General features: G+C 65.2%; 23 protein-coding genes. 6 read left to right on the forward strand and 17 right to left on the reverse strand.

The genetic code is table 11. The annotated features are described in order from the left end of the window. Positions 1 to 27 precede the first annotated feature (27 nt). The 6 genes from GGR73_RS19700 to GGR73_RS19725 form a co-directional block, all read right to left on the reverse strand. Entirely contained in the window at positions 28 to 765 is a 738-nt protein-coding gene (locus tag GGR73_RS19700) for an HAD family hydrolase (protein WP_184458433.1), read from the reverse strand. Positions 766 to 875: 110 nt separating this feature from the next. Then, a complete protein-coding gene (locus tag GGR73_RS19705) occupies positions 876 to 1,982 on the reverse strand; it encodes an AI-2E family transporter (protein WP_024939693.1) in 1,107 nt (368 codons plus the stop codon). Positions 1,983 to 2,166: 184 nt separating this feature from the next. After that, positions 2,167 to 2,550, reverse strand: a complete 384-nt coding sequence (locus GGR73_RS19710; protein WP_054591247.1) for a hypothetical protein — start codon at positions 2,548 to 2,550, stop codon at positions 2,167 to 2,169. Continuing rightward, complete coding sequence (locus GGR73_RS19715; protein WP_054591248.1) at positions 2,547 to 3,035, reverse strand: hypothetical protein; 489 nt, start codon at positions 3,033 to 3,035, stop codon at positions 2,547 to 2,549. Before GGR73_RS19715 ends, GGR73_RS19710 begins: the two co-directional genes overlap by 4 nt. Positions 3,036 to 3,038: 3 nt before the next feature. Next, positions 3,039 to 3,401, reverse strand: coding sequence for a hypothetical protein (locus GGR73_RS19720; RefSeq protein ID WP_102251076.1), 363 nt, complete (start codon positions 3,399 to 3,401; stop codon positions 3,039 to 3,041). A 115-nt stretch (positions 3,402 to 3,516) separates the two neighbouring features. Next, positions 3,517 to 4,956: a Do family serine endopeptidase gene (locus GGR73_RS19725; RefSeq protein WP_046344874.1), complete on the reverse strand. Its 1,440-nt coding sequence runs from the start codon at positions 4,954 to 4,956 to the stop codon at positions 3,517 to 3,519. Positions 4,957 to 5,198: 242 nt separating this feature from the next. On the opposite strand from GGR73_RS19725, the gene GGR73_RS19730 reads away from it, so the two are divergent. Continuing rightward, positions 5,199 to 6,017 carry a histidine biosynthesis protein HisIE gene (locus GGR73_RS19730; RefSeq protein WP_184458435.1) on the forward strand — a complete coding sequence of 273 codons (819 nt, stop codon included), beginning with the start codon at positions 5,199 to 5,201 and terminating at the stop codon, positions 6,015 to 6,017. Between the two features lie 490 nt (positions 6,018 to 6,507). Here the strand turns inward: GGR73_RS19730 and GGR73_RS19735 are convergent, their stop codons facing one another. The 8 genes from GGR73_RS19735 to GGR73_RS19770 form a co-directional block, all read right to left on the reverse strand. After that, on the reverse strand, positions 6,508 to 7,170 hold the full coding sequence (locus GGR73_RS19735) for a DUF3313 domain-containing protein (protein ID WP_104577283.1): 663 nt from the start codon (positions 7,168 to 7,170) through the stop codon (positions 6,508 to 6,510). Positions 7,171 to 7,229: 59 nt separating this feature from the next. Continuing rightward, a complete protein-coding gene (locus GGR73_RS19740) occupies positions 7,230 to 7,520 on the reverse strand; it encodes a hypothetical protein (RefSeq protein ID WP_102257208.1) in 291 nt (96 codons plus the stop codon). A gap of 100 nt (positions 7,521 to 7,620) precedes the next feature. Then, on the reverse strand, positions 7,621 to 8,805 hold the full coding sequence (locus GGR73_RS19745) for an ATP-binding protein (protein WP_184458437.1): 1,185 nt from the start codon (positions 8,803 to 8,805) through the stop codon (positions 7,621 to 7,623). Further along, the gene (locus GGR73_RS19750; protein ID WP_016902656.1) at positions 8,802 to 9,467 is read right to left on the reverse strand and encodes a response regulator transcription factor; all 666 of its coding nucleotides are present in this window, start codon (positions 9,465 to 9,467) and stop codon (positions 8,802 to 8,804) included. Before GGR73_RS19750 ends, GGR73_RS19745 begins: the two co-directional genes overlap by 4 nt. A gap of 154 nt (positions 9,468 to 9,621) precedes the next feature. Next, positions 9,622 to 10,509 carry a TIGR01777 family oxidoreductase gene (locus tag GGR73_RS19755; protein ID WP_102582074.1) on the reverse strand — a complete coding sequence of 296 codons (888 nt, stop codon included), beginning with the start codon at positions 10,507 to 10,509 and terminating at the stop codon, positions 9,622 to 9,624. Positions 10,510 to 10,720: 211 nt separating this feature from the next. Further along, positions 10,721 to 11,314 (reverse strand): DUF4142 domain-containing protein, encoded by a 594-nt coding sequence (locus GGR73_RS19760; RefSeq protein ID WP_024939702.1) that lies wholly within the window; start codon positions 11,312 to 11,314, stop codon positions 10,721 to 10,723. 94 nt (positions 11,315 to 11,408) lie between these two features. Then, positions 11,409 to 11,675, reverse strand: coding sequence for a hypothetical protein (locus GGR73_RS19765; RefSeq protein WP_065033478.1), 267 nt, complete (start codon positions 11,673 to 11,675; stop codon positions 11,409 to 11,411). A 42-nt stretch (positions 11,676 to 11,717) separates the two neighbouring features. Beyond that, positions 11,718 to 11,999, reverse strand: coding sequence for a hypothetical protein (locus GGR73_RS19770; protein WP_003486531.1), 282 nt, complete (start codon positions 11,997 to 11,999; stop codon positions 11,718 to 11,720). A 683-nt stretch (positions 12,000 to 12,682) separates the two neighbouring features. On the opposite strand from GGR73_RS19770, the gene GGR73_RS19775 reads away from it, so the two are divergent. Both GGR73_RS19775 and GGR73_RS19780 read left to right on the forward strand, forming a co-directional pair. Continuing rightward, positions 12,683 to 13,783, forward strand: coding sequence for a DUF3182 family protein (locus GGR73_RS19775; protein ID WP_184458439.1), 1,101 nt, complete (start codon positions 12,683 to 12,685; stop codon positions 13,781 to 13,783). After that, positions 13,783 to 14,649, forward strand: coding sequence for an alpha/beta fold hydrolase (locus GGR73_RS19780; RefSeq protein ID WP_184458441.1), 867 nt, complete (start codon positions 13,783 to 13,785; stop codon positions 14,647 to 14,649). The genes GGR73_RS19775 and GGR73_RS19780 overlap by 1 nt, the downstream gene beginning before the upstream one ends. A 118-nt stretch (positions 14,650 to 14,767) precedes the next feature. On the opposite strand, the gene GGR73_RS19785 is transcribed toward GGR73_RS19780, so the two are convergent. Both GGR73_RS19785 and fabR read right to left on the reverse strand, forming a co-directional pair. Further along, on the reverse strand, positions 14,768 to 15,580 hold the full coding sequence (locus GGR73_RS19785) for a hypothetical protein (RefSeq protein ID WP_102251070.1): 813 nt from the start codon (positions 15,578 to 15,580) through the stop codon (positions 14,768 to 14,770). Between the two features lie 618 nt (positions 15,581 to 16,198). Beyond that, the gene (gene fabR, locus GGR73_RS19790; RefSeq protein ID WP_016902665.1) at positions 16,199 to 16,846 is read right to left on the reverse strand and encodes an HTH-type transcriptional repressor FabR; all 648 of its coding nucleotides are present in this window, start codon (positions 16,844 to 16,846) and stop codon (positions 16,199 to 16,201) included. A gap of 93 nt (positions 16,847 to 16,939) precedes the next feature. Between fabR and GGR73_RS19795 the strand changes: the two genes are divergently transcribed. Next, positions 16,940 to 18,016, forward strand: a complete 1,077-nt coding sequence (locus tag GGR73_RS19795; protein WP_184458443.1) for a ferredoxin reductase — start codon at positions 16,940 to 16,942, stop codon at positions 18,014 to 18,016. A gap of 9 nt (positions 18,017 to 18,025) precedes the next feature. Next, positions 18,026 to 19,150, forward strand: a complete 1,125-nt coding sequence (locus GGR73_RS19800; RefSeq protein WP_024939708.1) for a fatty acid desaturase family protein — start codon at positions 18,026 to 18,028, stop codon at positions 19,148 to 19,150. A gap of 315 nt (positions 19,151 to 19,465) precedes the next feature. Here GGR73_RS19800 and GGR73_RS19805 read toward each other — a convergent pair whose 3' ends face one another. After that, entirely contained in the window at positions 19,466 to 21,025 is a 1,560-nt protein-coding gene (locus GGR73_RS19805; protein WP_102582067.1) for an EAL domain-containing protein, read from the reverse strand. A 383-nt stretch (positions 21,026 to 21,408) separates the two neighbouring features. On the opposite strand from GGR73_RS19805, the gene GGR73_RS19810 reads away from it, so the two are divergent. Further along, positions 21,409 to 21,585: a hypothetical protein gene (locus GGR73_RS19810; RefSeq protein WP_184458445.1), complete on the forward strand. Its 177-nt coding sequence runs from the start codon at positions 21,409 to 21,411 to the stop codon at positions 21,583 to 21,585. Positions 21,586 to 22,150 lie beyond the last annotated feature (565 nt).

The following is a 22,150-nucleotide window of genomic DNA, read 5'->3' on the forward strand; positions in this document are numbered from 1 at the left end:
GGCGCCATGCGCCGAGCAAAAAGTGGCTCAGGCGGGAAGGCGGATGCCGGCGTGTGCGGGGTCAGGGTGCGGCTGCTGCGCGTCCAGCCAGTCGGCCAGCCCGGTCATGGAGTCGAACTCCAGATCCGGTTGCTGGGTCGGGTGCGACCACTGCACTCCATCACGGTTGATCCAGCAGGCGCGCAGCCCGGCATCCAGCGCGCCCAGCACGTCCATGCGCACGTGGTCGCCCACATGCAGCACCTGCGCCGGCGGCACCTCCAGCCGCGCGCATGCGGCCAGGAAGATGCTCGGATCCGGCTTGGCGCTGCCGTGCTCGCGCGAGCCCAGCTGAAACGCGAAGTGATGCATCAGCCCGATGCGTTGCAGATCGGCATTGCCATTGCTGAGCGCCGCCACCGGCACATGCGCGGCGATACGCGCCAGCGCGTCCAGCGCATCCGGGTAGCACTCCACCTGGTTGCGCGCGGCGTAGAAGACGTCGTACGCAGGCTCCAGCAAGGCCAGGTCGCCGCCGCTCTCGCGCAGCGCCATTTCCAGCGTCAACCGCCGCAGCGCGCTGAGGTCATGATGCAGGTGCGGGTTGTCGGCAAAGCTGCGCTCGCGCAGTTCGCGCATTGCCTCTACCGGAAACCGCTCGGCGGTGACCGGGCTGTGCTCGCGCATCCAGTCGTACAACACCTGGTCGATCCGCGCCCCGATCGGCGCAAAGGGCCACAACGTATCGTCGAGGTCGAGGGTGATGGCGCTGATTTGGAAGCTCATCGCCAGATTTTACGGTCTTGCGTTGGGATTGGGGAATCGGGATTGGGGATTGGCAACGGCAACTGCGCGGTTGCGTTTACCAATCCCCAATGCCGAATCCCCAATCCCGGCTACTCCAACAGCCTGGCCCAACGCTGCATTCCCTCCACCCGGCTCAGCACCATCTTGATGCAGACCAGCAGCGGTACCGCCAGCAGCAAACCGACCATGCCCCATAGCCAGCCGAACAGCATCAGCGCCAGGATCAGCATCAGCGGGGAGATCGCCATACGGCGGCCGAGCACGATCGGGGTGACCACCTGGCCTTCGATGGTGTGCAGTGCCAGGTACAGGATCGCCGGCAGCATCGCCGACAAGGTAGTGCGGAATTCCACAAAGCCCATCAGCAGCATCAGCATCACACCGATCAACGGGCCCACATACGGCGCGAAGTTGAGCAGCGCCACCACCGTGCCCCACAGCAGCGCTTCGGGAAGCGGAATCTTGAGCACATACAGAATGCCGGCGAAGACCAGCCCGACCAGCGTATTGATCACGCTGATGGTGAGCACGTAGCGCGAGACCTCGCGCTCGATGTCCAGCATGATTTCGGTGGTGAAGCGTTGCTGCTGTCGGTTGGGCAGCAAGGCGATCGCATGCCGTTGCAGGCTTTCGCCGTAGACCATGAAGAAGAACGTCAGCAGCACCACCGCAAGCACCGAGGCGGCCAGCTTCGGCGTGCGCACCAGCGCCTTGTAGGGGTCGTCCATCTGCGTGCGCACGATCTGCACGCTGCGCTGGCCATCGCCGCCGGCCGCGCGTGCAAAGTTTTCTGCGGCCTGGTTGGCCTGCATCACCGGCTTGGTGAAATCGCGCACGTCGCGCGCGATTTGGCGCATCTGCCGGGGCGCCTGCTGCACCCACTCGGCGGCCGGCCCGGCCAGCTGCGCGGCCAGTGTCACGGTACCGGCCAGGCCCAGGCACAACACCATCAAGGCGCCGAGAAAGCGCGGGATGTACAGCTTGCGCAGACCGCGCAGGATGGGGTTGCCGATCAAGGCAAAGAAGGCGGCCAGCATCACCGGCAGGATGATGGTCTGTGCAGCCCACAGCGTATAACCCACTGCAAGCGTGGCCAGCACCACCAACGAGACCGGTGCGCGTGGGCGTGGTGCCGGTGGCGGCGGGAGTGAATCTGCCGCAGCGGCAGCATCCATAGAATCGACGGGAAGAGTCATGCGCGCCCTGGCAGCAGACTGGCGTGCTGCCAGCGGTGGGCCATTATCAGCCGAACACGTCAACGCAGCGCACAGAGGGTGTGCGCGTAACGTCAGTCCTTAACAGCACCGGTAGCGGGCTCTGCCGCGCATCGGGCGGCAGACATCCGCAGCGTGATCCCGAGCGACGCTCGGGAACGCTTCATTACGCGGCGCGGTCGATCGGGGCCTGCACCACGGTCACCGGCGGATCGGCGGCGACTTCTTCGGCACTGTCTGCGGCACGTTCGGCCTGCTCGGAGGCTTCCTGCGCACGGTGTGCGGTGAACAGTGCAGAGATCGTGCTGATCATCTGCAGAATCTTCGGGATACCGCCGAGCTTGCTGGCGATGCTGCCCAGTGCCGCCTGCGGTTCGTTGCGGCCGGTGACAAAGCCCAGGCCGAAACCAACCACCATGATTCGCAGCGGAGACCACCCAGCACGCCAGGTGTCACGCAATTGTCCCCAATGCAGGCGCGTTTCCTGAGCGCGCCCCTCCACCAGGAATTCGGCGCGTTCGACGCGCTGACGCAAGGTGCCAAACTTCATGTGCGTGCTCCATTGGCAGCCGATGCGTGGGCATCGTCGTCGTCGTTGCTGTCATCGAAGATGCCCAGCTTGACCAGCTGACGACGTGTTGCATTCAGGCCGGTATGGTCGAAGTAGAAGAACACCCGCCACGCCGCAATACCGGTGACCAACAAGCTGGCCAATGCGGTGAAAAACATCGCCTGGAACCACGACAGGCCGGCGCGTTGCAGCAGCGCGATGATTGCACCTGCCAGCAACAGCCACGACGACGCGCCGAAGACCACGGCAACGCATGCCCAGGCCAGTCCACGCCCGAAGGCACTGCGTGCAAGTTGCAAGTCAGCCGACACCAGTCGGCGCAACGCGCGGCTGGTGTCCTTGGCCGAGCCCAGCGTGGCGCGGCCGGCTGCGCCGACCGCACGTACGCTTTCGTCCAGTCCTGGCGTTTCCGGCCGCGCGTTGGGCGCGTCGGAGGCGGCAGCTGTAGAGGCCTGGTCGCTCACGGCTTAGTTGTCGTTGCTGCGTGCCAGCTTGGCAATGATCCAGCCGGTCGCAAACGCAACACCGAACGCAGCCAGCGGGCGCTCACGAATCAGATCGGTTGCGCTTTCCAACAGGTCGTTGCCCTTGCTGACCAGCACGTCGAGTTGCTCCTTGGCAGCGGCGCCGCCGAACTCGGCAGCAGCCATGCCGGCCAGTGCAGTGTCGGAAAGCTCAGCCTTGACGTTGGCGCGACCGAGCTTGAGCTCATCGCCTGCAGCGCTGGTGGCGCCCTTGACGGCTTCGCCTGCGGCGCTGGCGGCAGACTTCAGGTGGGTGCCGGCTTCGCTCAGGTTTTCTTTCAGCTGGTCGGTATTGGTGGGGCTCATGTGATATCTCCTTCGGTCATTGATGGCAGCCGCGACAGCATGCGGGCGTGGTGCAGCAATAGCATCGCTGCGGTGTAGGAGGTGTTAGTGCACGCCGATGGCAGTGCACGCCACGTCAACGCATCAACGCGTCGTATTGCGCGTTGCCACGCAGGATGCGCACGACCAGTTGCTGCGGCTTGCGCTGGAAATTGGCGCGCCAGCTGGCCAGATCGGCAAACTCGCCCACGCTGCTGGCCACGATCACATCGCCGCTGACCAGACCATTGGCTGCGGCACGACCGCCGCGTTTGACCTCGCTGACCATGACGCCGGTAATGCCGGACTGCCGCAGCGATTCGGGCAGGTCAACGAAGGTGGCGCCGCCCAGGCGTGGGTCGAGCATGTCGCCGGTGACTGCGCGGTCCTGCTCTTTCAGTTTGGCGGTGAGGGTGAGCGGTTTGCCATCGCGGCGAATCTCCAGCCTGACCGGGCTACCAACCGCCTGCAGGCCTTCATAGTTGTGCAGCGCTTCTGCACTGTCCACGCGCTGGTCGTTTGCCGCCACCACCACATCGCCCGGCTGCACACCTGCGGCGGCCGCAGCGGACCCTGGCAACACACGCGTCACCAGCGCACCCCGCAACGAATCCACACCCAGGCCCTGCAGCATCTGCTGGGTGAGGTTCTGGGTTTCCAGCCCGAGCGTGCCACGCACCACCACGCCCTTGGTCACCAATTGCTCCACCACATTGCGCGCCAGGTTGGAGGGGATCGCCAGACCCAGGCCGATATTGCCGGCCATGCTGCCCTGGGGATTGAAGCTGGCGGTATTGATGCCTACCAACTGGCCCTGCAGGTTGACCAGCGCACCGCCGGAGTTACCCGGATTGATCGAGGCATCGGTCTGGATGAAATTCTGGTAGCCCAGCCCGCGAATACCGCTGCGGCCCACTGCCGAGACGATGCCGGAGGTCACCGTCTGGGTGAAGCCGAACGGGTTGCCGATCGCCACCACGAAGTCACCCACGCGCAGCGCATTGCTGTCGGCCAGCTTGATGTCGGTAAGGTTGTCGGCCTTGATGCGGATCAGCGCGATATCGGTATCGGCATCGGAGCCGATGAAATCGGCCTTGACCGTGCGCCCGTCGCCAAGCGTCACCTGCACATCGTCAGCATTTTCGATGACGTGGTGATTGGTCAGCACATAGCCTTTTTGCGCATCGATGATCACGCCAGAACCCAGCGACTCGTTGATGCGGTCCTGCGGCACCTGCGGAAACAGCCGGCGCAGGATCGGGTCGTTGAAGAACGGGTTGCGCACGCGCACCACTTGCTTGGTATTGACGCTCACCACCGCCGGCATCGCCTGTTGCAGCATCGGCGCCAGCGACGGCACCGGTTGCCCGGCGACGGCGGCCGGCAACGCGGCGGCCGCGGGCAAGCTAAAGGTAGTGGAGGCACCGGCCGGTGCGGCCTCGGCGCGGTTGTCCATCCAGGCGTTGATGCCGGTGGCGGCAAATCCGCCGAAGGCAGCGGCCAGGGAAAGGGTCAGCAAGGTGGGCAGCGGGCGCATGCAACGAGTCCGGGTTACGCGGTGGAAGAGGAATAGGGCGTCTGACTGCGTAAATCAAGCTGAACGAGAGTGCCAGCGGGCAATTTAACGCCTGGTGAAAGCGCCGCCGAGCCCTTGCCGGCGCTGCGTTGACAGTCGCTTGAGCCCGGCGTAGCGTCCGCTTGATCCGATGCCTGTTCAGCATACGCATGCCGCTGCGCATCGCCCGCGTTTTCAGCACTGATGCCCTTAAGGAGGGTCCTATGAGCAACGGCAATGGTGTGACGGCAACCCTGTCCGAGGCTGTCGATAGCGTCAAGAGCACTGCCACCGAACTGGGCGAGACCATCGCCAGCACCACCAGCGACGCGGTGGCCAGCGTGCAGGACGCGGCCGGCACGGCGGTGGCAGAGGCCAAGACCCGCGTCGCCAAGGCCCGCAAGGCCGTGGTCAAGGTCGAACAGCGCGTCGTCGAAAGGGCTGGCGATGCAGCCACCGCGGTCAAGCGCAGCGTGGCCAAGACCAAGCGCTCGCTGGTGTCGGGCAAGGAGGCCGCCAAGGACAAGTTGACCGCCACCAAGGACGCTGCCAAGCAGAAGCTTGCATCTACCAAGGATGCCGCCAAGCAGAAGCTGAGCAGCACCACCGATGCTGCCAAGAAGAAACTGGCCAACACCAAGGCCAGCGCCAAGCAGAAGCTGGAAACCGCCAAGGCCAATGCCAAGGCCGAAGCCGCAGCACTGAGTGCCAAGACCGCGGCCAAGAGCGCAGCGCGCAAGAGCGCAGTGGCCACGGTGGGCGCGCGTGCGGCAGCGAAGAAGGCTGCGGCCAAGGCGGCCCCGGTCAAGAAGCCGGTCGCCAAGACCATCGTCAAGCCCGCCGCCAAGAAGGCACCGGTGGCCAAGCAGACCGCCACCAAACAGGCAGCAGTGAAAAAGGCCCCGCTCAAGAAGGCGGTGACCAAGACCACCCTGAAGAAGGCTGCCAAGGTCACCAAGACCCCGGCTACGCGCGCCGTGGCCAAGACCACCGCCGCCCGCAAGGCGGTTGGCAAGAAAGTGGCCAAGCGCGTGACGCGTTGATGCTGCAACGCCGAGATGGCATTGCACGCTGACGACGCGTTGGCCGTGCAGACTGACAAAGGCCGGCGCTGTCTGTACAGCGCCGGCCTTTTCTGTGGTGTGACCGTTAACGAGGCGGTCCCTTGCTTGCTGCGCTCATGTGATCGGGCAAGTGACTGGATCTGACATTTGAACCGGATGGGCATCTGTCCGCACCGCTCGCCAGATGCGGGACATCAAGCCACGCTCCTCACGGAGCGAGAAGGTACGGCTTGCACGCCATGGGCGCGCGTCCTTGAGCGCCTGCGCTGCAAGAATGGGTTGGGTGTGCAGCGGCGGTAGCGTGAAACCGACGAAGCCGCATGTCGTCGCGAGGCTTCGCCCGTACCCTCATCCGCCCCTGCGGAGCACCTCCTCCCGATGGGAGAAGGAAACTGGAAGCCATCGCTTCCGCTAATCCGATTCCCGATTCCCGATTCCCGAATCCCGAATCCCGAATCCCGAATCCCAGCTACTCCATTCCCTTGACCAACTGCTCGGCGCCCTTGCGAATACCTGCCTTGGCGGCGTCGTAGGCGCCCAGGCTGGCCTTGATGTTCATTGCGCTCGGATACTGTTTTTCGACATAGGCGGCGAGCAGGCGGTTGCTCTGCGCGTCGAAGATTTCCACCGCGTAGCTGACCGAGCCGGAAAACGCGCCTTCCTTGCCGCGTGCGGCCTGCACCGCGTTATAGGAACCGCCACCCAGATCCACCTTCATGAAGGTGCCCAGCACCCGCTTGCTGGGCTTGGCACCGGTCAGGCTGATGCGCACGCGCAAGGTGTCGCGACCGGCCACCGTCGCGCGCTGCCAACGCTGCCCGATCGCATTGCCGAACTCCTGTTGCATGTAATCGGCGAGCATGCGTTTGTCCTGCTCGGGCACGTCTTCGAATTGCGCGTCAGGACCGCGATAGATGCTGACCGGCTCGATCAGTGCGGCGCGGTAGCGCGTCCAATCCACCTCGCCCTGGTAGGCGTATGGCATGCGGTCACCACGGCTGCCATCGTGCGGACGCAGATAGCTTGAAGACGGCAGCTGGCTGTACGGCATCGGGCGCGTACTGGCACAACCGATCAGCGTCACGCCGACAACCAGCAGCGCGCAGCAACGGACAAGGGAATGCAACGACATGGGCAAATACCTGGAGAGGAAGCAGATAGGGGCAAGCACGCGCGAACGGGGCCGCGCGCTCAATGCATCAGATAGCTGGCCACCGCCAGCGCAAACACCACGGCGGCGGCAGTGAACAACACCCCGCTCTTGGCCCACTGCTGCAGCCGGCGCGCCTGACGCGCGCTGCGGATATCCGGCAGTTCGCTCCAGATGTCGCGATTGCGCGTGCCGGTGCGGCCACAGCGAAAGTCCAGCAGTAGGACATCGGCGACCGGGGCAGGGGCAACGCTGTCGTTGGCAGCCGTATGCGGTGCCAGCAGCGCGATGGCGGCGGGAGAGAGCGGGGTGGAACGGATCGAGTGAAACATCACCATGCATCCTGGATGCGTGCGGTGAGTGCACTGTAGGTAGCGGGTGTTGGAAACTTATTGGGTTGGGCGCTGGGCGATCGCCACGCGCCACCTGCGTTCAGCCGGTGCGGCGCACGCCCTCGCTGGCGAACACCACGCGCACGCACAGGCCGCGGCCCTCGTGGCCTTCGCAGGTTTCGATGCTGGCTTCGTGCAGGCGCGCGATGCCGGCCACCAGCGACAGCCCGATCCCGCTGCCCTGCACCTGGCTGCCGGCAACCCGGTAGAAGCGTTCGAAGATGGACGCGTGGGCACTCTCCGGCACGCCCGGGCCGTCATCGCTGACCTGCACGAACGGATGCAGCGCATCGGCGCGCAGGCAGTAGCCGCAACTCACTTCCACCATGCCGTGAGGCCGGCCATAGCGGATGGCGTTGTCGACCAGGTTGCGGATCAGGATGCCCACCGCATCCACGTCGCAACGCAGCAGGCACGGCGATGCTTCCACCTGCAGATTGACGTGGCGGGCCTCTGCCTGCACGCTGAATTCGTCCAGCACATGCGAGATCAGCTCGCCCATGTCCACCTGCTGGTACGCCGCCGAACTGATGCCTGCATCCAGCCGCGCCAGATCCAGCAATTGCTCGGCCAGCCGATTGCTGCGGCGCGCGGTTTCCAGCAGCTGCTGCAGCGCCGCGTCCTTGGCCTCCAGCGTGGGTGCGCGCAGCGCGACCTCGGCGTAGGCATGCAGCGCAGACAACGGGGTGCGCAGTTCGTGCGCCGCATCAGCCACGAAATCGCGCTCGGCCTGCACGGTCTTTTCCACGCGGGTCAGCAGCGAATTGAAGGAGCCGATCAGCGGGCGGATCTCGTCCGGCACCTGCGCCAGCGGCACCGGCTCGGTTTCCAGCCCGGTGCGTTGCGCGATGGCGCTGGAAATGGCGCGCAGCGGTGCGAGCGAGGTGCGGACCGCCCACCACACCAGCACGCCCAATACCCCCAGTTGCAAGGTGTTGAGCACCATCGCAATCAAGGTCTGCTTGAAGCTCATGCGCGAGGACACATTGCCGATCGGGGTGTGCGCATCGACCGCGGCCGGCGGCTCCGGTTGCGTATCGAAGCGGTGCTCCAGCGCGTCGGGCAGGGCGCTGATCAACTGGTCGCCGAACATGTTGAGCTCCTGCTCGAACACGCTGTGATGGCCCTGGGTGACCAGGGCGACCAGGATCCACAACGAGGTGGACCAGCTCAACAACACGATTGCGGCCAGCGCCGCCAGCATGCGTGCCTGCAGCGATTTCATTCCGGTGCCTTGCCGACCATGTAGCCCTGGCCATACACCGTGGAGATCAGCTCGTCGCCCAGCTTGCGGCGCAGCTGGTGCACGTACACCGCAATCATGTTGCTGCCGCCTTCGGATGGACCGCCGTAGACGCCTTCTTCCAGTTGATCCTTGGTGACCACGCGACCGGCGCGTTCCATCAGCGCCAGCAGCAGGCGGTATTCGTGCGCGCTCAGCGCCACCCACTTGCCGTCGCGGGTGACCTTGCGGCTGCTCGGGTCCACGCAGACATCGCCCTGCGTGAGCAGCGGCACCACGCGTCCCTGGCTGCGCCGGGTGATCGCACGCAGCCGAGCCATCAGCTCGTCGAACTGGAACGGTTTGACCAGATAGTCGTCGGCACCGGCATCCAGGCCGCGGATGCGGTCGGTGAGCTGGCCGCGCGCGGTCAGTGCGATCACCGGCGTGGCGTCGTAATGGCCGCGCATGAAGCGGATCACCGTCAGCCCGGACTCGCCCGGCAGGCCGATATCCAGCAGCACCGCGGTGTAGCGGTGGTCCACCAGCACGGTCTTGGCGGCATTGGCGCTGCCGACGTGGTCGATGGTCCAGGACTGCTGGCGGACGCCATCGCAGATCGCGTTGGCCAGCATGGTGTCGTCTTCGACAAGCAGCAGGTGCATAGGTGTTCCGCCGGGCCCAGGGCCAGTCCGAGATCGGCAGCACTGTCGGAGATGGTCGTTAGGCAAATATTAGTGCATGGCCCTCCGGGCCGTTACAGGCGGCCGGCAGCCCTGCCATTGCGCAGGGCCCCAGGGCCCCAGGGCCACGCAGGCGCTAGCGCTGCAGGATGGCGCGCAACGCCGCTTCCAGATGGACATACTGGAAGCGGAAGCCGGCATCCAGCGCGCGTTGCGGCAGCACGCGCTGGCTGATCAGCAGCAGCTCGGCCATCTCGCCGAAGCCCAGCCGCAGCAGGCCGGCTGGCAGCGCCAGCAGTGCCGGACGATGCAGCACGTGGGCCAGGGTGCGCGCGAACTCGGCATTGGTGACCGGGGTCGGTGCGGTGGCGTTGTAGGCGCCGGGCTGGCCGTGTTCCAGCAACCACAGCAGCAAGGCCACCATGTCGGCGCGGTGGATCCAGCTCATCCAGTGGCGTCCATCGCCGAACGGGCCGCCGCCGCCGAAGCGGAACGCCGGCAGCATGCGGGCCAGGGCGCCGCCGTCGCGGTCGAGCACGATGCCGGTGCGGACCCAGCTCACGCGCGGGCCGAGTGCGCCGATCTTTGCCGCTTCGGCTTCCCAGTCGCGGCACAACTGCGCAGAGAAATCGTTGCCGGCGTGGTCCGCCTCGGTCAGGACGCTGTCGCCCCGCTCGCCGTAATAGCCTACCGCCGAGCCGGAAATCAGCACCGCCGGGCGCCGTTCGGCCGGCTGCTGCGCGATCCAGGCATGCAGCTGGCCGGTGATGCCCAGGCGCGAGGCGCGGAAGCGCTGCTTGCGCGCATCGGTCCAGCGGCCGGCCGCCAGCGGCTCGCCCGCCAGATTGATGACCGCATCGGCCTGCACGCCGTCCAGCGTGTCCACCACGGTCACGCCGGGCAGGCGACGCGCCGCGCGCCGTAGGTCGCGGGTCAGCACGCTGACCTGGTGCCCGGCCTGCACCAGTGCCGGACACAAGGCCTGGCCGATGAACCCGGTGCCGCCGGTGATGAGCAACTGCATGGGACATTCCTGCGCCGAATCGATGCGGCACGATAGGCCAGCGCTGCCTGCTGCAAAGTGAAGTCGCTGCTGCACCCGCTGCGATGGCCGTGTGCGACACCAGGACGGCGGCCGGGCGCAGCGCGCGTCCACCAGTAAAGACCAGCAAGGCCCAAACGCCAACGCGCCGGACAGGCCGGCGCGTTGGGTGCTTGCAGACGCTGCAACAGGCTCAGCGCGAGGATGACACCGCGTGGGCACGCTCGAAGTGCGCCGACACCACGCGCCGGCTTTCTTCCAGATGCTGCTTGACCGGCGCGCTTTCGGCGGCGGGCAGCAGTTCGGCGTCGATGATCTTGATGGTGTCGCCGTGGTCGCTGACCATCGTGCGCAGGAAGGCATTGCGGTAGGCGTCCTTGCCATCGGGCAGGGTCGCTGTCTTTGCCAGTGCGTCCACCGCTGCCTTGCCCTTGGCGCGCATTGCATCGGCGCGCGGGCTGTCGGTGGCACCCAGTGCCTTGCTCTTTTCCAGGTTGGCTTCGTGGTCGTGCAGCAACTGCTTGGCGAAGGTGTCGGTCGCACCGCCCAGATCCTGGGAGATGGCCTGCTTGGCCAGCGCGATCTCGTTTTCATCCAGCGCCGCCAGCACGCCGAGCACGGCGGGATCGCCCTTGGCCAGTTCGGCAGCGCCGGTGCCGCTGACCGGTGCGGCAGTCGGTTCGGGCGATACTGCCGGCGCAGTCCGCGAGGCATCGCCGCCGGGGCGATCGCAGGCGGTCAGGGAGAGCACGGCAAGGAGTGATGTCGCGACAAGAAGGGATTTCATGGAGGTCCTAAAAGAATGCGGCCAATACTGCCGACGGTGAAATGCAAAGGAGCCGCTACGCGGCTCCGGTGATGCGTGGATCGGCGCCTGCCGGTCAGGCCAGCTGCGCCTGGGCGGCTGCGCCAAGGCCCAACGGTCTGGCTGGCGGACGCACGCTGTCCTGTGCGGTGCGGCACACGCGCGCCATGCGTGCGGTGCGCTCGCGAATCAAAGCGTGTTCGCTAGCCGGGGCACTGCCCAACAAGCTGGCGACATGGAAGCCTAGGATGTCCTCCGCGCGGTCGCCCTGGTCGCTGACGATGTGCGGAACCAACCGCTCCAATCGTTCCAGCTCCTGCTGCACTTGATACGGGGTTTTCATGATGCTCTCCAATGAGTAACGGTCTTGCTCAATACATACTGCTCAACTATTGCGTGCACCCAGCCGCTGCCAGCAGTCGGTGGCCAATTGCTCGTAATTGGACTGGGTGCTGGATGAAATGAAGTGATGTTCCAGGCGGTCGCGAAACAGGCGCAGACGTTCCTGATCGCTCGAACGCGGTGCCTGCAGGTAGATATCGCAGGCCATTTTCACCACCGGGGACAATTCGCTGAACTTGCCTGCACCCAGGTTGCCCTGCGCGTGCCGCGCCTGCCAATGCGCGATTTCGGCTTGTACATCGATGACGGATGGGTCTCTGCTCATGACTTCGCGTGGTCCGGGTTAAACAAACTTGACATGCAGGGTAACTGCGGCTGTGTCAACGAATGATCATCGAACCCGACTATTCAACGCACTGCAGTGGTGCGTGCTTAACTGGTCAGCTTGCATTTGCGCCTCTACACGCTACGTATGCAGGCAATGTCTCGCGAGAACTGCAGTTGTGATCGAAGCCGTAGCGTCGTGCTGAGCAATAGCCAGCAATCGATTGCATTGGCTGCAATGTCGGCAATCGAGGTGTGAGGCTTGCCATCGCGCATCGGCTGGTAGCTGCGTTGGTGAGCGAGAAAACCCCTGCGCAATGCCGCAATTTACGGAAGATTCTGAATCGTTCCACACTTGTGTAACGTCTGATGCTTAGGATGTGGGATGACTTTAGGGAGATGAGAGTACTCAGGATGCAGGACAGCGAAAGCAGCCGTAAGCCGCAAGCCGCCAGCGGTACCTCCGAAGCACGCGTGTGGTGGCATGCCTTGGTGGAGCTACGAGGGGGACGTGTCGCCATCAGCTTGATCGTCGTCCTTGTGATCGTATTCGCGTTCTATCTGACGCTGAAATAAGCCGGTTCTCCCGGGCATCGCGTAGCGATACATCAATCCCTGCGTGCGTCTCAACTGTTTGAACAAGCCAGCAACGGCACTCGGCTCGATGCTGCGAGGGGAGACGTGATGGCGCACAAGCAGTACTGCCAGGTCGTGGGGCATGTCACGCGTCCGGTGCCCGAGGACGGTCACGAGCGTGCCACGCATGCCTGGGTCTGCGGTGAAATCGCACGGTTGCTGGGCGTTCGCGGCGCAGGGCACGCCAGTGACTTCAAGCATGCTGTCCCTGAGACCGTGTTTCATGTGCCCGATGAGACCTTGACCTCGGAACAGGCGCATGGACTCGGTATCGATGATGCGGCGGATTTGCTGGGCGGCATCGTGCCGCATGCCTTCCTGGCGACCAAGGTGATCGGCCACCCGCTCATTGCCGACCATGCAGCCAGCATCGCCGGATGGAACCAGACGCTGGCCACTGCACTGATTCCGGCCACATTGGCGGGCTATACGGTATTTTCGCGCATCGATGCCCTGCGTACATTGGAGCTCCTGCTTCCGGATGGCGGTGTGCGACTGAAGCTGCCGACTGGCGTGGGTGGCAACGGCCAGTGGCGTATCGCCGGTGCAGCGCACCTCGCGCAGGTGCTGGACAGCCTGCCGGAGCACTATTTGCGCACGCATGGCGCGGTGCTGGAGCGCAACATCCTGCAGCCCGTGACGCATAGCGTGGGCGAGCTCTGCCTTGCGGGTGTCCAGATTGCGTATTACGGCACGCAATGCAGCGTGCGCAACATGCAGGATGAAGAGGTCTACGGCGGCTCGTCGCTGCATGTGTATCGCGGATCGCTCGAGGCACTGGCCGCGACCGCGCTTCCGTCGCTGCAACAGCGGGTGGTCGAGCAGGCCTGCAGATACGATCGATTCATCACCGCCGCCTATCCTGGGTTGCACATCTCGCGGCGCAACTACGACGTGGTCAGTGGCGACGACGGGCAGGCCGGTCCGGTCTGCGGTGTGCTGGAGCAATCCTGGCGGGTCGGCGGCGCGACACCGGCCGAGCTTGCCGCGATCTCCAGCTTCCAGGACGACGCCAGCCTGCAGTGGGTGCATGCATCCACGCATGAGATCTATCAGGGCGAACCGCCCGCGGATGCGCAGATCTACTACCGCGCAGAGCGCGCCGGGCCGGGTCCGCGCTTCAAATACAGGAGGGTATCCACCCCATAATGGAAGCCAAACTTTCCAGCATTCAGATCCCGGTCGACCAGGACGAACTCAGCGGCACCTTGCTGACGCCCACCGGCATTCCCGCGGTGTTGTTCGTCCATGGTTGGGGCGGCAGCCAGCATCACAGCCTGGTGCGTGCGCGCGAAGCGGTCGGCCTTGGCTGCATCTGCATGACCTTCGATCTGCGCGGTCACGAAGGCTATGCATCGATGCGCCAGAGCGTGACACGCGCACAGAACCTGGACGACATCAAGGCCGCCTACGATCAGCTCGCTGGCCTGCCGTACGTCGATCCGCAGTCGATTGCGGTGGTCGGGCTCAGTTACGGCGGCTACCTGTCGGCATTGCTGACGCGCGAACGCCCGGTGGAATGGCTGGCGTTACGCTCGCCCGCGCTCTACAAGGACGAGCACTGGGATCACCCCAAGGTGAGCCTCAACGCCGATCCGGAGTTGATGGACTACCGGCAACGCGTGCTGACCCCCGACGACAATATCGCCCTGGCCGCCTGTGCCGGTTACAAAGGCGATGTGCTGTTGGTGGAGGCGCAACACGATGTGATCGTGCCGCATCCGGTATTGCGCAACTACGCCAATGCCTTCGTCAATGCGCGCTCGCTGAGCGCGCGCGTGATTGCCGGTGCCGATCACGCATTGAGCGTCAAGGAACACCAGCAGGAATATACGCGCACGCTGATCGACTGGCTGACCGAGATGGTGGTCGGCCGGCGCATCGCCCTGGCCAAGGAAGTGGTGGCCGCGCGCAAGCAGAGGCTCAAGCAGCAGAGCGATGCGCTCTCCTCGCCGGGGCAGGGCACGAACGAATTCCGTGGCGATATCCGTGCGGTGGAGAACAGTTCCAGCTGATTCGCGCGTTGGCTAGAACGCCTCGTGCATGGCAGTGCTTTCCACAAAGAAGAACGGGCCCGTGGGGCCCGTTCTTCTTCCAAGACTTCAACCTGGCTCGGCGCCAGGCCGTATGAGCTTAGACGCGCGGGTCGGTCGGGTTGCGACGTGCCGCATCACCGTGATGCTCGGAATCGAAGGCTTCGCGCACTGCGTGCTTGGCCTTTTCCCAGCTCAGGCGCGAGTTGGACTTGAACCGGTCCCAGCCGTCGCCCAGGTCGCGTTCCAGATGGTCGTCCCACTGGCGGCCGGCGTGTTGCTGACGCGCCTGCATGCCATAACGATAGGCCGGACGATAATCGTCATAGGAATACTCGGCATCACGATAGCTCGCGCTGTCGAAGCGGCCTTCGTAATGCGTGTCGCCCTCGCGATAGACGCTATGGGTGCGATCGGCGCGCTCCCATGCATCGCGCGCAGCAAGGCGCGCTTCCTCCCATTCCAGCCGCGATTCGCCGCGATTGCGCGGCCACTCACCGGCCAGGGTCGCTTCGGTTTCTTCCCAGGTGCTGGTGGGGCGCGTTTCACGCGCCTGCAGGCCGAAGCCGTACACGGTGGCGTAATCGCGATCGTAATCGGTGCCTTCCTTGTAGTAAGGACGGTTCTGATATTCCTGGCGCCAGTATTCGGTTTCCACTGTCGGGTCCAGGCGCTCGGCCACGCCCTTGCCGGCTGCAGCGCCGGCCACCACGCCCACCGCAGCGCCGATCAGGGTGCCCAGCGGGCCGAACACTGTACCGGCCAGCGCGCCTGCGGCAGCGCCGCCTGCAACGCCGCCCACACCCACGCCTACCGGATGCGAACCGGGTGCGCCGGAGATCGGATCACGATTCAAATCCTGCGCTTCGGCCTTGCGTTCCTGCTTGTCGAGAGGGGTATCGTGGTTGCTCATGTCGTCTCCGGGGTGGCTGTAGGTGCGTCTGTCGAGCAGATCGCGAACGTGGCGCCACCTTGGCCAGCGAGGAGTGAAACGCGTGTGCTTGGACGTGAGTGCCGTCGCGACAAGACTGAACTGTGCATCTGTCGGTATGGATGAGGTCGCTGACGCCAGCCTGCAATATCGCGCTCAAGCAAGCTTGCACCGCAGGTGTATTGATTTATCGAATGGCCTTACGTGGCTGGTGTGTACGGATAATCTGTACCAAGACGTCAGCCGATAACGCCAAGCGTATTTCCACAAAGCGGTGGCCTTCAGAAGATGCGGCCGTATTGCCCTGCAGGTCATCGAAATGCCTTCGAAAGCAGGCACTACAGATGTTTCAGCGATCGATATTTCTGGCTGGCTGTGCGAAACGCAGTACCTGCGGCCATGTCGATGCACGGGCGCTTGAACGATGCTCGACGCGGCAACGCAGGTGGACGACGCCAGCATGACCACAAGGTCATTGACGCGATGGCAGTGCAGACGTGCGATGCAATCCATCCGCAGCCAGCCGGGCTGCAGCGCTCAACGATCAAGCGTCATCGATGAAAGCAGGGCAGGCACGCCGCTTCCAACGTCAAACCACGCTCACCCGCCGTGCGTGCCCAAGGTACGTGCGCCGGTCAAGATCATGCGCAGCATCTGCGAGATCTGTTCGATCAATTCGGGATCTTTTTCCGGCGGCGAGTCCATCGCCACCGCGCCCATCGCAAACACCAGCCGGGTGATCGCCTTGGACACCAGCGCCGGTGCATGCAGCTTGGCGTTGTCGGCGGCGGCCAGGCGGATCAGGTCCACCCGCAGCTCGTCTTCGAAATAGCTGAGCTCGCGCTCCACGGCCTGCTTGAATGCGTCCGAGCCCACCGCGCCTTCGCGCAGCAGCACATGCAGCAACTTGTCGTCGGCGCGCAGCTGCTCCATGAAAGCTTCGACCGACACGCGGATGACGCTGCGGTCGGTGGAGGTGGCGCGCTGGCGGGCCTGGCCGATGATGGTGCGCAACGAACGCCCGGCCAGATCGATCAAGGCCACCGCCAACTCGTCCATGTCGCGGAACTGGCGGTAGAAGCTGTTCGGCGCGATGCCGGCTTCGCGTGCCACCTCGCGCAGGCTCAGCGTGGACAGGCTGCGATGCGGTCCGATCAGCGACAGCGCCGCGGCGATCAGGTCCTCGCGTGAAATCGCCGGCTTGCGTGACGGCGGCGCGTCTTGGGAAGGCAGGGCGATGGAGGTCATGAGGCAGCAGCTAGGCGTGGGCCTGAATCATAGCTCCTCTGATCGATATACAACTGTATACACGGCTGTGCATGCATGCGTATAGTGCAATCCATGAACCTGGCATCTCCTCCCAAGTCCAAGTCCCCATTGCCGACGCGTCTGGCGCGCCGGCTGGTGTCGCCGCAGCTGTTCGACTTCTGGGCGACCCGGCTCAACCCGCTGTGGACGCTGGAACGGCCGATGGCCCGCCTGGTCGCGCGCACGGCCGCCAGCCGCGACGCGGTGACCCTGGTGCTGCGGCCCAATGGCCACTGGCAGGGCCTGCAGGCCGGCCAGCACGTGAGCCTGGGCGTGGAGATCGACGGCCGCCGCCTGCTGCGCAGCTATAGCCCGACCGTGCTGGCCGATGGCCGCCTGGCGATCACCGTCAAGGCGATCGAGGGCGGTCTGGTCAGCCGCTACCTGGCCGGCGCTGCGCCGATCGGGACGGTGGTGTCGCTGGATCCGGCCTTCGGCGACATGCTGCTGCCGACCACCCCGACGCCGCTGTTGCTGCTTGCTGCCGGCTCGGGCATCACCCCGATGCGCGCGCTGCTGCAGGCCGCCGCGCAGGCCGGCATGCCGATGGACGTGGACCTGCTGTACTGGGTGCGCCAGCGCGACGAAGCCTGCTTCATCGACGAATTCGAGGCGATGGCCGCCGCCCATCCGCGCTTGCGCGTGCGGCTGCTGACCACCCGCGAAGGCGCCACGCCGGCGGCGCGCATCGATACCTATCCGTTGCAGCAGATTGCCGATCTCTCCAGCCGTCACGTCATGGTCTGCGGGCCGGGCGGTTTCGTGCAGGCGGCGCGTGCGCGCCTGCAGGGCCGCGTGGCCGCGTTCCAGGCCGAAGCCTTCAGCGTGCCGACGCTGGAAGACGGCGAAACCGGTGATGTGCAGGTCCAGCTGTCACGCAGTGGCCGTACGCTCAGCCTGCCGCGCGGCCAGTCGCTGCTGGAAGGGCTGGAAGCGCAAGGCCTGCGCCCGAAATACGGCTGCCGCATGGGCATCTGCAACAGCTGCGCCTGCGCGCGCCAGTCCGGCACCACGCGCCACCTGTTGACCGGTGAGCGCAGCAATGAACCCACCGCACAGGTCCGCCTGTGCATCAGTGCCCCGAGCACTGACCTGATCCTGGATCTGTAAGGAATCTTCATGAGCCGAGTCCATAACCGCGCCCTGTCCGCTGCCGAACTGCAGTCCTTCGGCGACGAGCTCGATGCCATCCGCGCCCGCGTGCAGAGCCAGGTCGGCGCCGCCGATGCGCGTTACATCCGCCGCATCGTGGCGGCGGTGCGCTGGACCGGCGTGGCCGGTCGCGCGCTGCTGTTCCTGGGCGCGTTCGTGCACAGCGTGCTGATCCCGGCCTGGATCGCCGGCGTGGTGCTGCTGACCCTGTCCAAGATCCTGGAGAACATGGAGCTGGGCCACAACGTCATGCACGGCCAGTACGACTGGATGGGCGACCCGCAGCTCAACGGCAACACCTACGAGTGGGACATCGTTGCCACCGGCGACAACTGGCGCAAGACGCACAACTTCAAGCACCACACCTATACCAACGTGCGCGGCATGGACGACGACATCGGCTACGGCCTGCTGCGCATCTTCCCCGAACAGCGCTGGCGCCCGTTCTACCTGCTGCAGCCGTTCGTGGCGGTGTTCTTTGCGCTGCTGTTCGAATGGGGCGTGGCCATCCAGGACCTGCGCCTGGGCCGCTGGTTCGCCGGCAAGATGAAGGCGGCCGAATTGCGCGCCTCGTTCCTGCCGGTCGGCCGCAAGATGGGCCGCCAGATGCTCAAGGACTACATCGTGTTCCCGCTGCTGGCCGGCCCGTTCTTCCTGACCGTGCTGCTGGGTAACCTGGCCGCCAACGTGCTGCGCAGCATCTGGACCTTCGTGATCATCTTCTGCGGCCACTTCACCGCCGATGCGGAAGTGTTCCCGAAGGAGTCGATCCGCAACGAGTCGCGCGGCCATTGGTATCTGCGTCAGCTGCGGGGTTCCTCGAACCTCACCGGTGGCAAGCTGATGAACGTGCTGTCGGGCAATCTGAGCCACCAGATCGAGCATCACTTCTATCCGGACCTGCCGGCCAATCGCTACGCGCAGATTGCGGTCGAGGTGAAGCAAGTCTGTGCGCGTTACGGCCAGCACTACAACACCGGCTCGCTGCCGCGTCAGTTCGGCCAGGTGATGTGGCGGATCGTGCGGCATGCGTTCCCGAGCCGGCCCAAGCCGGTACGCCGCCAACGCGAAGGCGCCTTGCAAAGCGCCTGATCGAAAGGGCCGCCATTGGCGGCCTTTTTTTTGGGGTGCAGTCAGTCCCTGTAGGATCGCCACACGAGATTGCACCTTGCCGGGTGCTCGGCATCGGTGCTTGCGGCAGGGGTGAACGCAAAGCGGTAGCGCCAGCTCGGGCAACACGCGTTCGGGCAATTTGAGCTTGCGTGCGGGCGAGATCAGTACCTGCGCTGCGATTCGAGCATGCCGTGCGCGCACAACGTTTATCGTGGTGCCTGGATCGCCGTGGCTATTGGTCGACTTACGCGTCCTGACGGTCCAGGTCAGTGCAGGGCGCCGTCCCGGCGCCGGTCAGTGCGCAGCGCCGCGCATTAGTGCGTGGTAGGCGATGAAGCCGGTAGCCGGCAGCGCGCGCGAGAACAGCCAGCCCTGCGCCAGATCCACGCCGTGCGCGCGCAGATAGTCCAGCTGCTCCTGCCGTTCCACGCCTTCGGCAATGGTGCGTAACTGCAGCGTCTTGGCCATGTCGATGATGTGCGAGGTCACCGCGCTGGTGGCCGAATGGGTGCCGATGGTATCCACGAACGACTTGTCGATCTTCAGCGCATCCAGCGGCAATCCCTGCAGGTACTGCAGGCTCGAGTACCCGGTGCCGAAGTCGTCGATCGACACCGTGTGGCCGGCACCGCGCAAATGGGTGATGGTGGTGCGTGCCGCTTCGATGTCCATCAGGCTGCGTTCGGTCGCCTCCACCCACAACTGCCCGCTGTCCACACTAGTGCCGTGCAGCGCCTGGGCAAGCACGGTCTGCACACGGCCGCTCTTGATGTCCTCGGCAGAGACATTGATGGCCACGTGCAGGGAGGGGTCAGCCGCCAGGGTGGGGCCGAGGTCGCGGATGACTTCGGCCACCACCAGGTCGGTGATCGGCAGGATCAAGCCGCTTTCTTCGGCCAGCGGGATAAAGGCATCGGGCGGGATCAGCACGCCATCGGGTTGCTGCCAGCGTACCAGCGCCTCGGCACCGACGCAGGCGCCGGTGTCGAGCGCGATGATCGGCTGGTAATGCACGACGAACTCGTTGCGCTGGACGGCGATTTCCAGCCGTGCCAGCGGCGACAAGCGCCGCCGCGACACCCAGATCACCAGGCTGACCAACAGCAGCGCCAGCGCAATGCCGACCGGTACCACCTGCAGCCGCGCGGCCGCCAGCGGCCCGCGCAGATAGGCCGCCGGCTCGGTGACGACCGCGGCCCAGTCGCCGCGACGGTCGCGGCCGGACAACACCTGGGCATCTGCGCCGGTGCCGGAGGCGTCGGTCGGCGCTGCGATCAGCAGCCGCTCGGCGGCAGTGCCTGTACTGCTCAGTATCTGTCCGTCCGGCGTGCCGATCGCCAACTGCAGGCCGGGCGGCAGATTGATGTCGGTCAGCGTGGTCGGATTGATCAGGACGTTGTAGTCGCGCAGTTGCAGGGCCATCAGCGGGTGTTGCGGATTGGCCAGCGGACGCAGCCGCGTGGTGACCGCAATGCCACGCTTGACCACGAAGTCGGCAGCGGTGTGCGCAACCGCCTGCGGCGATGGCCCCCATGAGGTACAGCGCAACCGGCCCTGCTGCATGTAGCCGAGTTCGACGATGTAGTGACTGGCCAGTACCAGTGCGCGCATCTGCGCCAGATGCGACTGCGAGCAGGGCGGCAGCTGCGATGCGCCCATACTCAGGAGCGCGCCATGGGCCTCGTCGAAGGCAGTGTCGGTGCGTCGGATCGACAGCGCCGCGAGTTGCGCGAGTTTGCTCTCCTCGCGGTCCAGCGCCAGCCGCCATGCCAGATAGTAGGACAGGCTGATCGGAAGCATTGCGCCCAGCAATACCAGCAGCACGGTCAGACTGATGATGCGTTGACGCTTCACCTCACCACCCACATCTGCGTGGAGGGGTGCTCACGCACGACAGCCCGTGCAGAGCGACGCTGACGCGTATCGCCCCGCCACTGGCGCAGCCTGCCGGTGCCGCGCGCGGACGTGCCGCGCGAGGACGCTGGAGACAGTGACGGTGGACTGATGAGGCTGCACGTCGCGAATGTACGACAGACGCGCGGGTTGCGCGCGTCCGCGGAGCGAAGCAGACGTGATTTTCTGCAAACGACGATGCCGGCAGGTGTGGCAATCGGCCTCGTCAACGGATTCACGCGCCTGCACCAGGCGGCGCGCTAGGGTCGAAGTGTCTGTGCTCCCAAGCGGGAGCCACGGCGCCACCCGGCCCCGTGCAAGGCACTCTCCCTGGAGGAATCACCATGACAACGCAGAAAGAACGCGTCGGCGGCACCGATGCGGTGCCGATCTTCAAGATGCAGGAAACCACCCGCGATGGCGAGCTGACCAAGTATGTGGTCGGCGACACCGGCGTCGCCTTCGACAGCCTGGAAGGCGCGCAGGCTGCGGCCAAGGATCTGGGTGCGCTCGACGATTGAGTCGGGCTGCAGTCCGGTCGCCAGTCGTCCAATATCAGATAGGCGAGGGGGGGTAGGTCGAGGGTGCGGCGCCCTCACCGCTTGCGGGACACGCCGTGAATCCGTCCGTATAGGCTCCTTGGCGGCATTGATGCCGCCAAGGGTCCCGCAACCGGCGGGGGTCCCGCACTAGCAAGTTGGTCGGCCGCTTTCTCGAAAGCGTGTTCCTGAGCTTGTGGCGGGCAGAGGAGACGTTTGTCGGTTGCGCGTTGAAAACCTGTCTGCCGCGCGGCTTGGGATGGGAAGCCGGTGGCATACACCGTGATCCGAACACCCGATGTCTTGCCTTGCTTGCCCGCGCGCACCGACCATCTCCACTGGTCCTTGCCTGCCTACCGTCGCGGGACCTTACACGGCATGGATGCCGCGTAAGAGCCTACAGGCATGTACTTGCAGCGTGTCCCGCGATGGTGGGCGGGCAAGGGCCCTGCAGCCAGGCCGCAGATCAGCCGCTCTAGAGTTGGTCTGGCTCTACGGTCGAGCTACCCGCAACCCCGATCCCCAAAGACACAAGCCATTCGCTGGC

The organism is Xanthomonas sp. F14, from assembly GCF_014199865.1.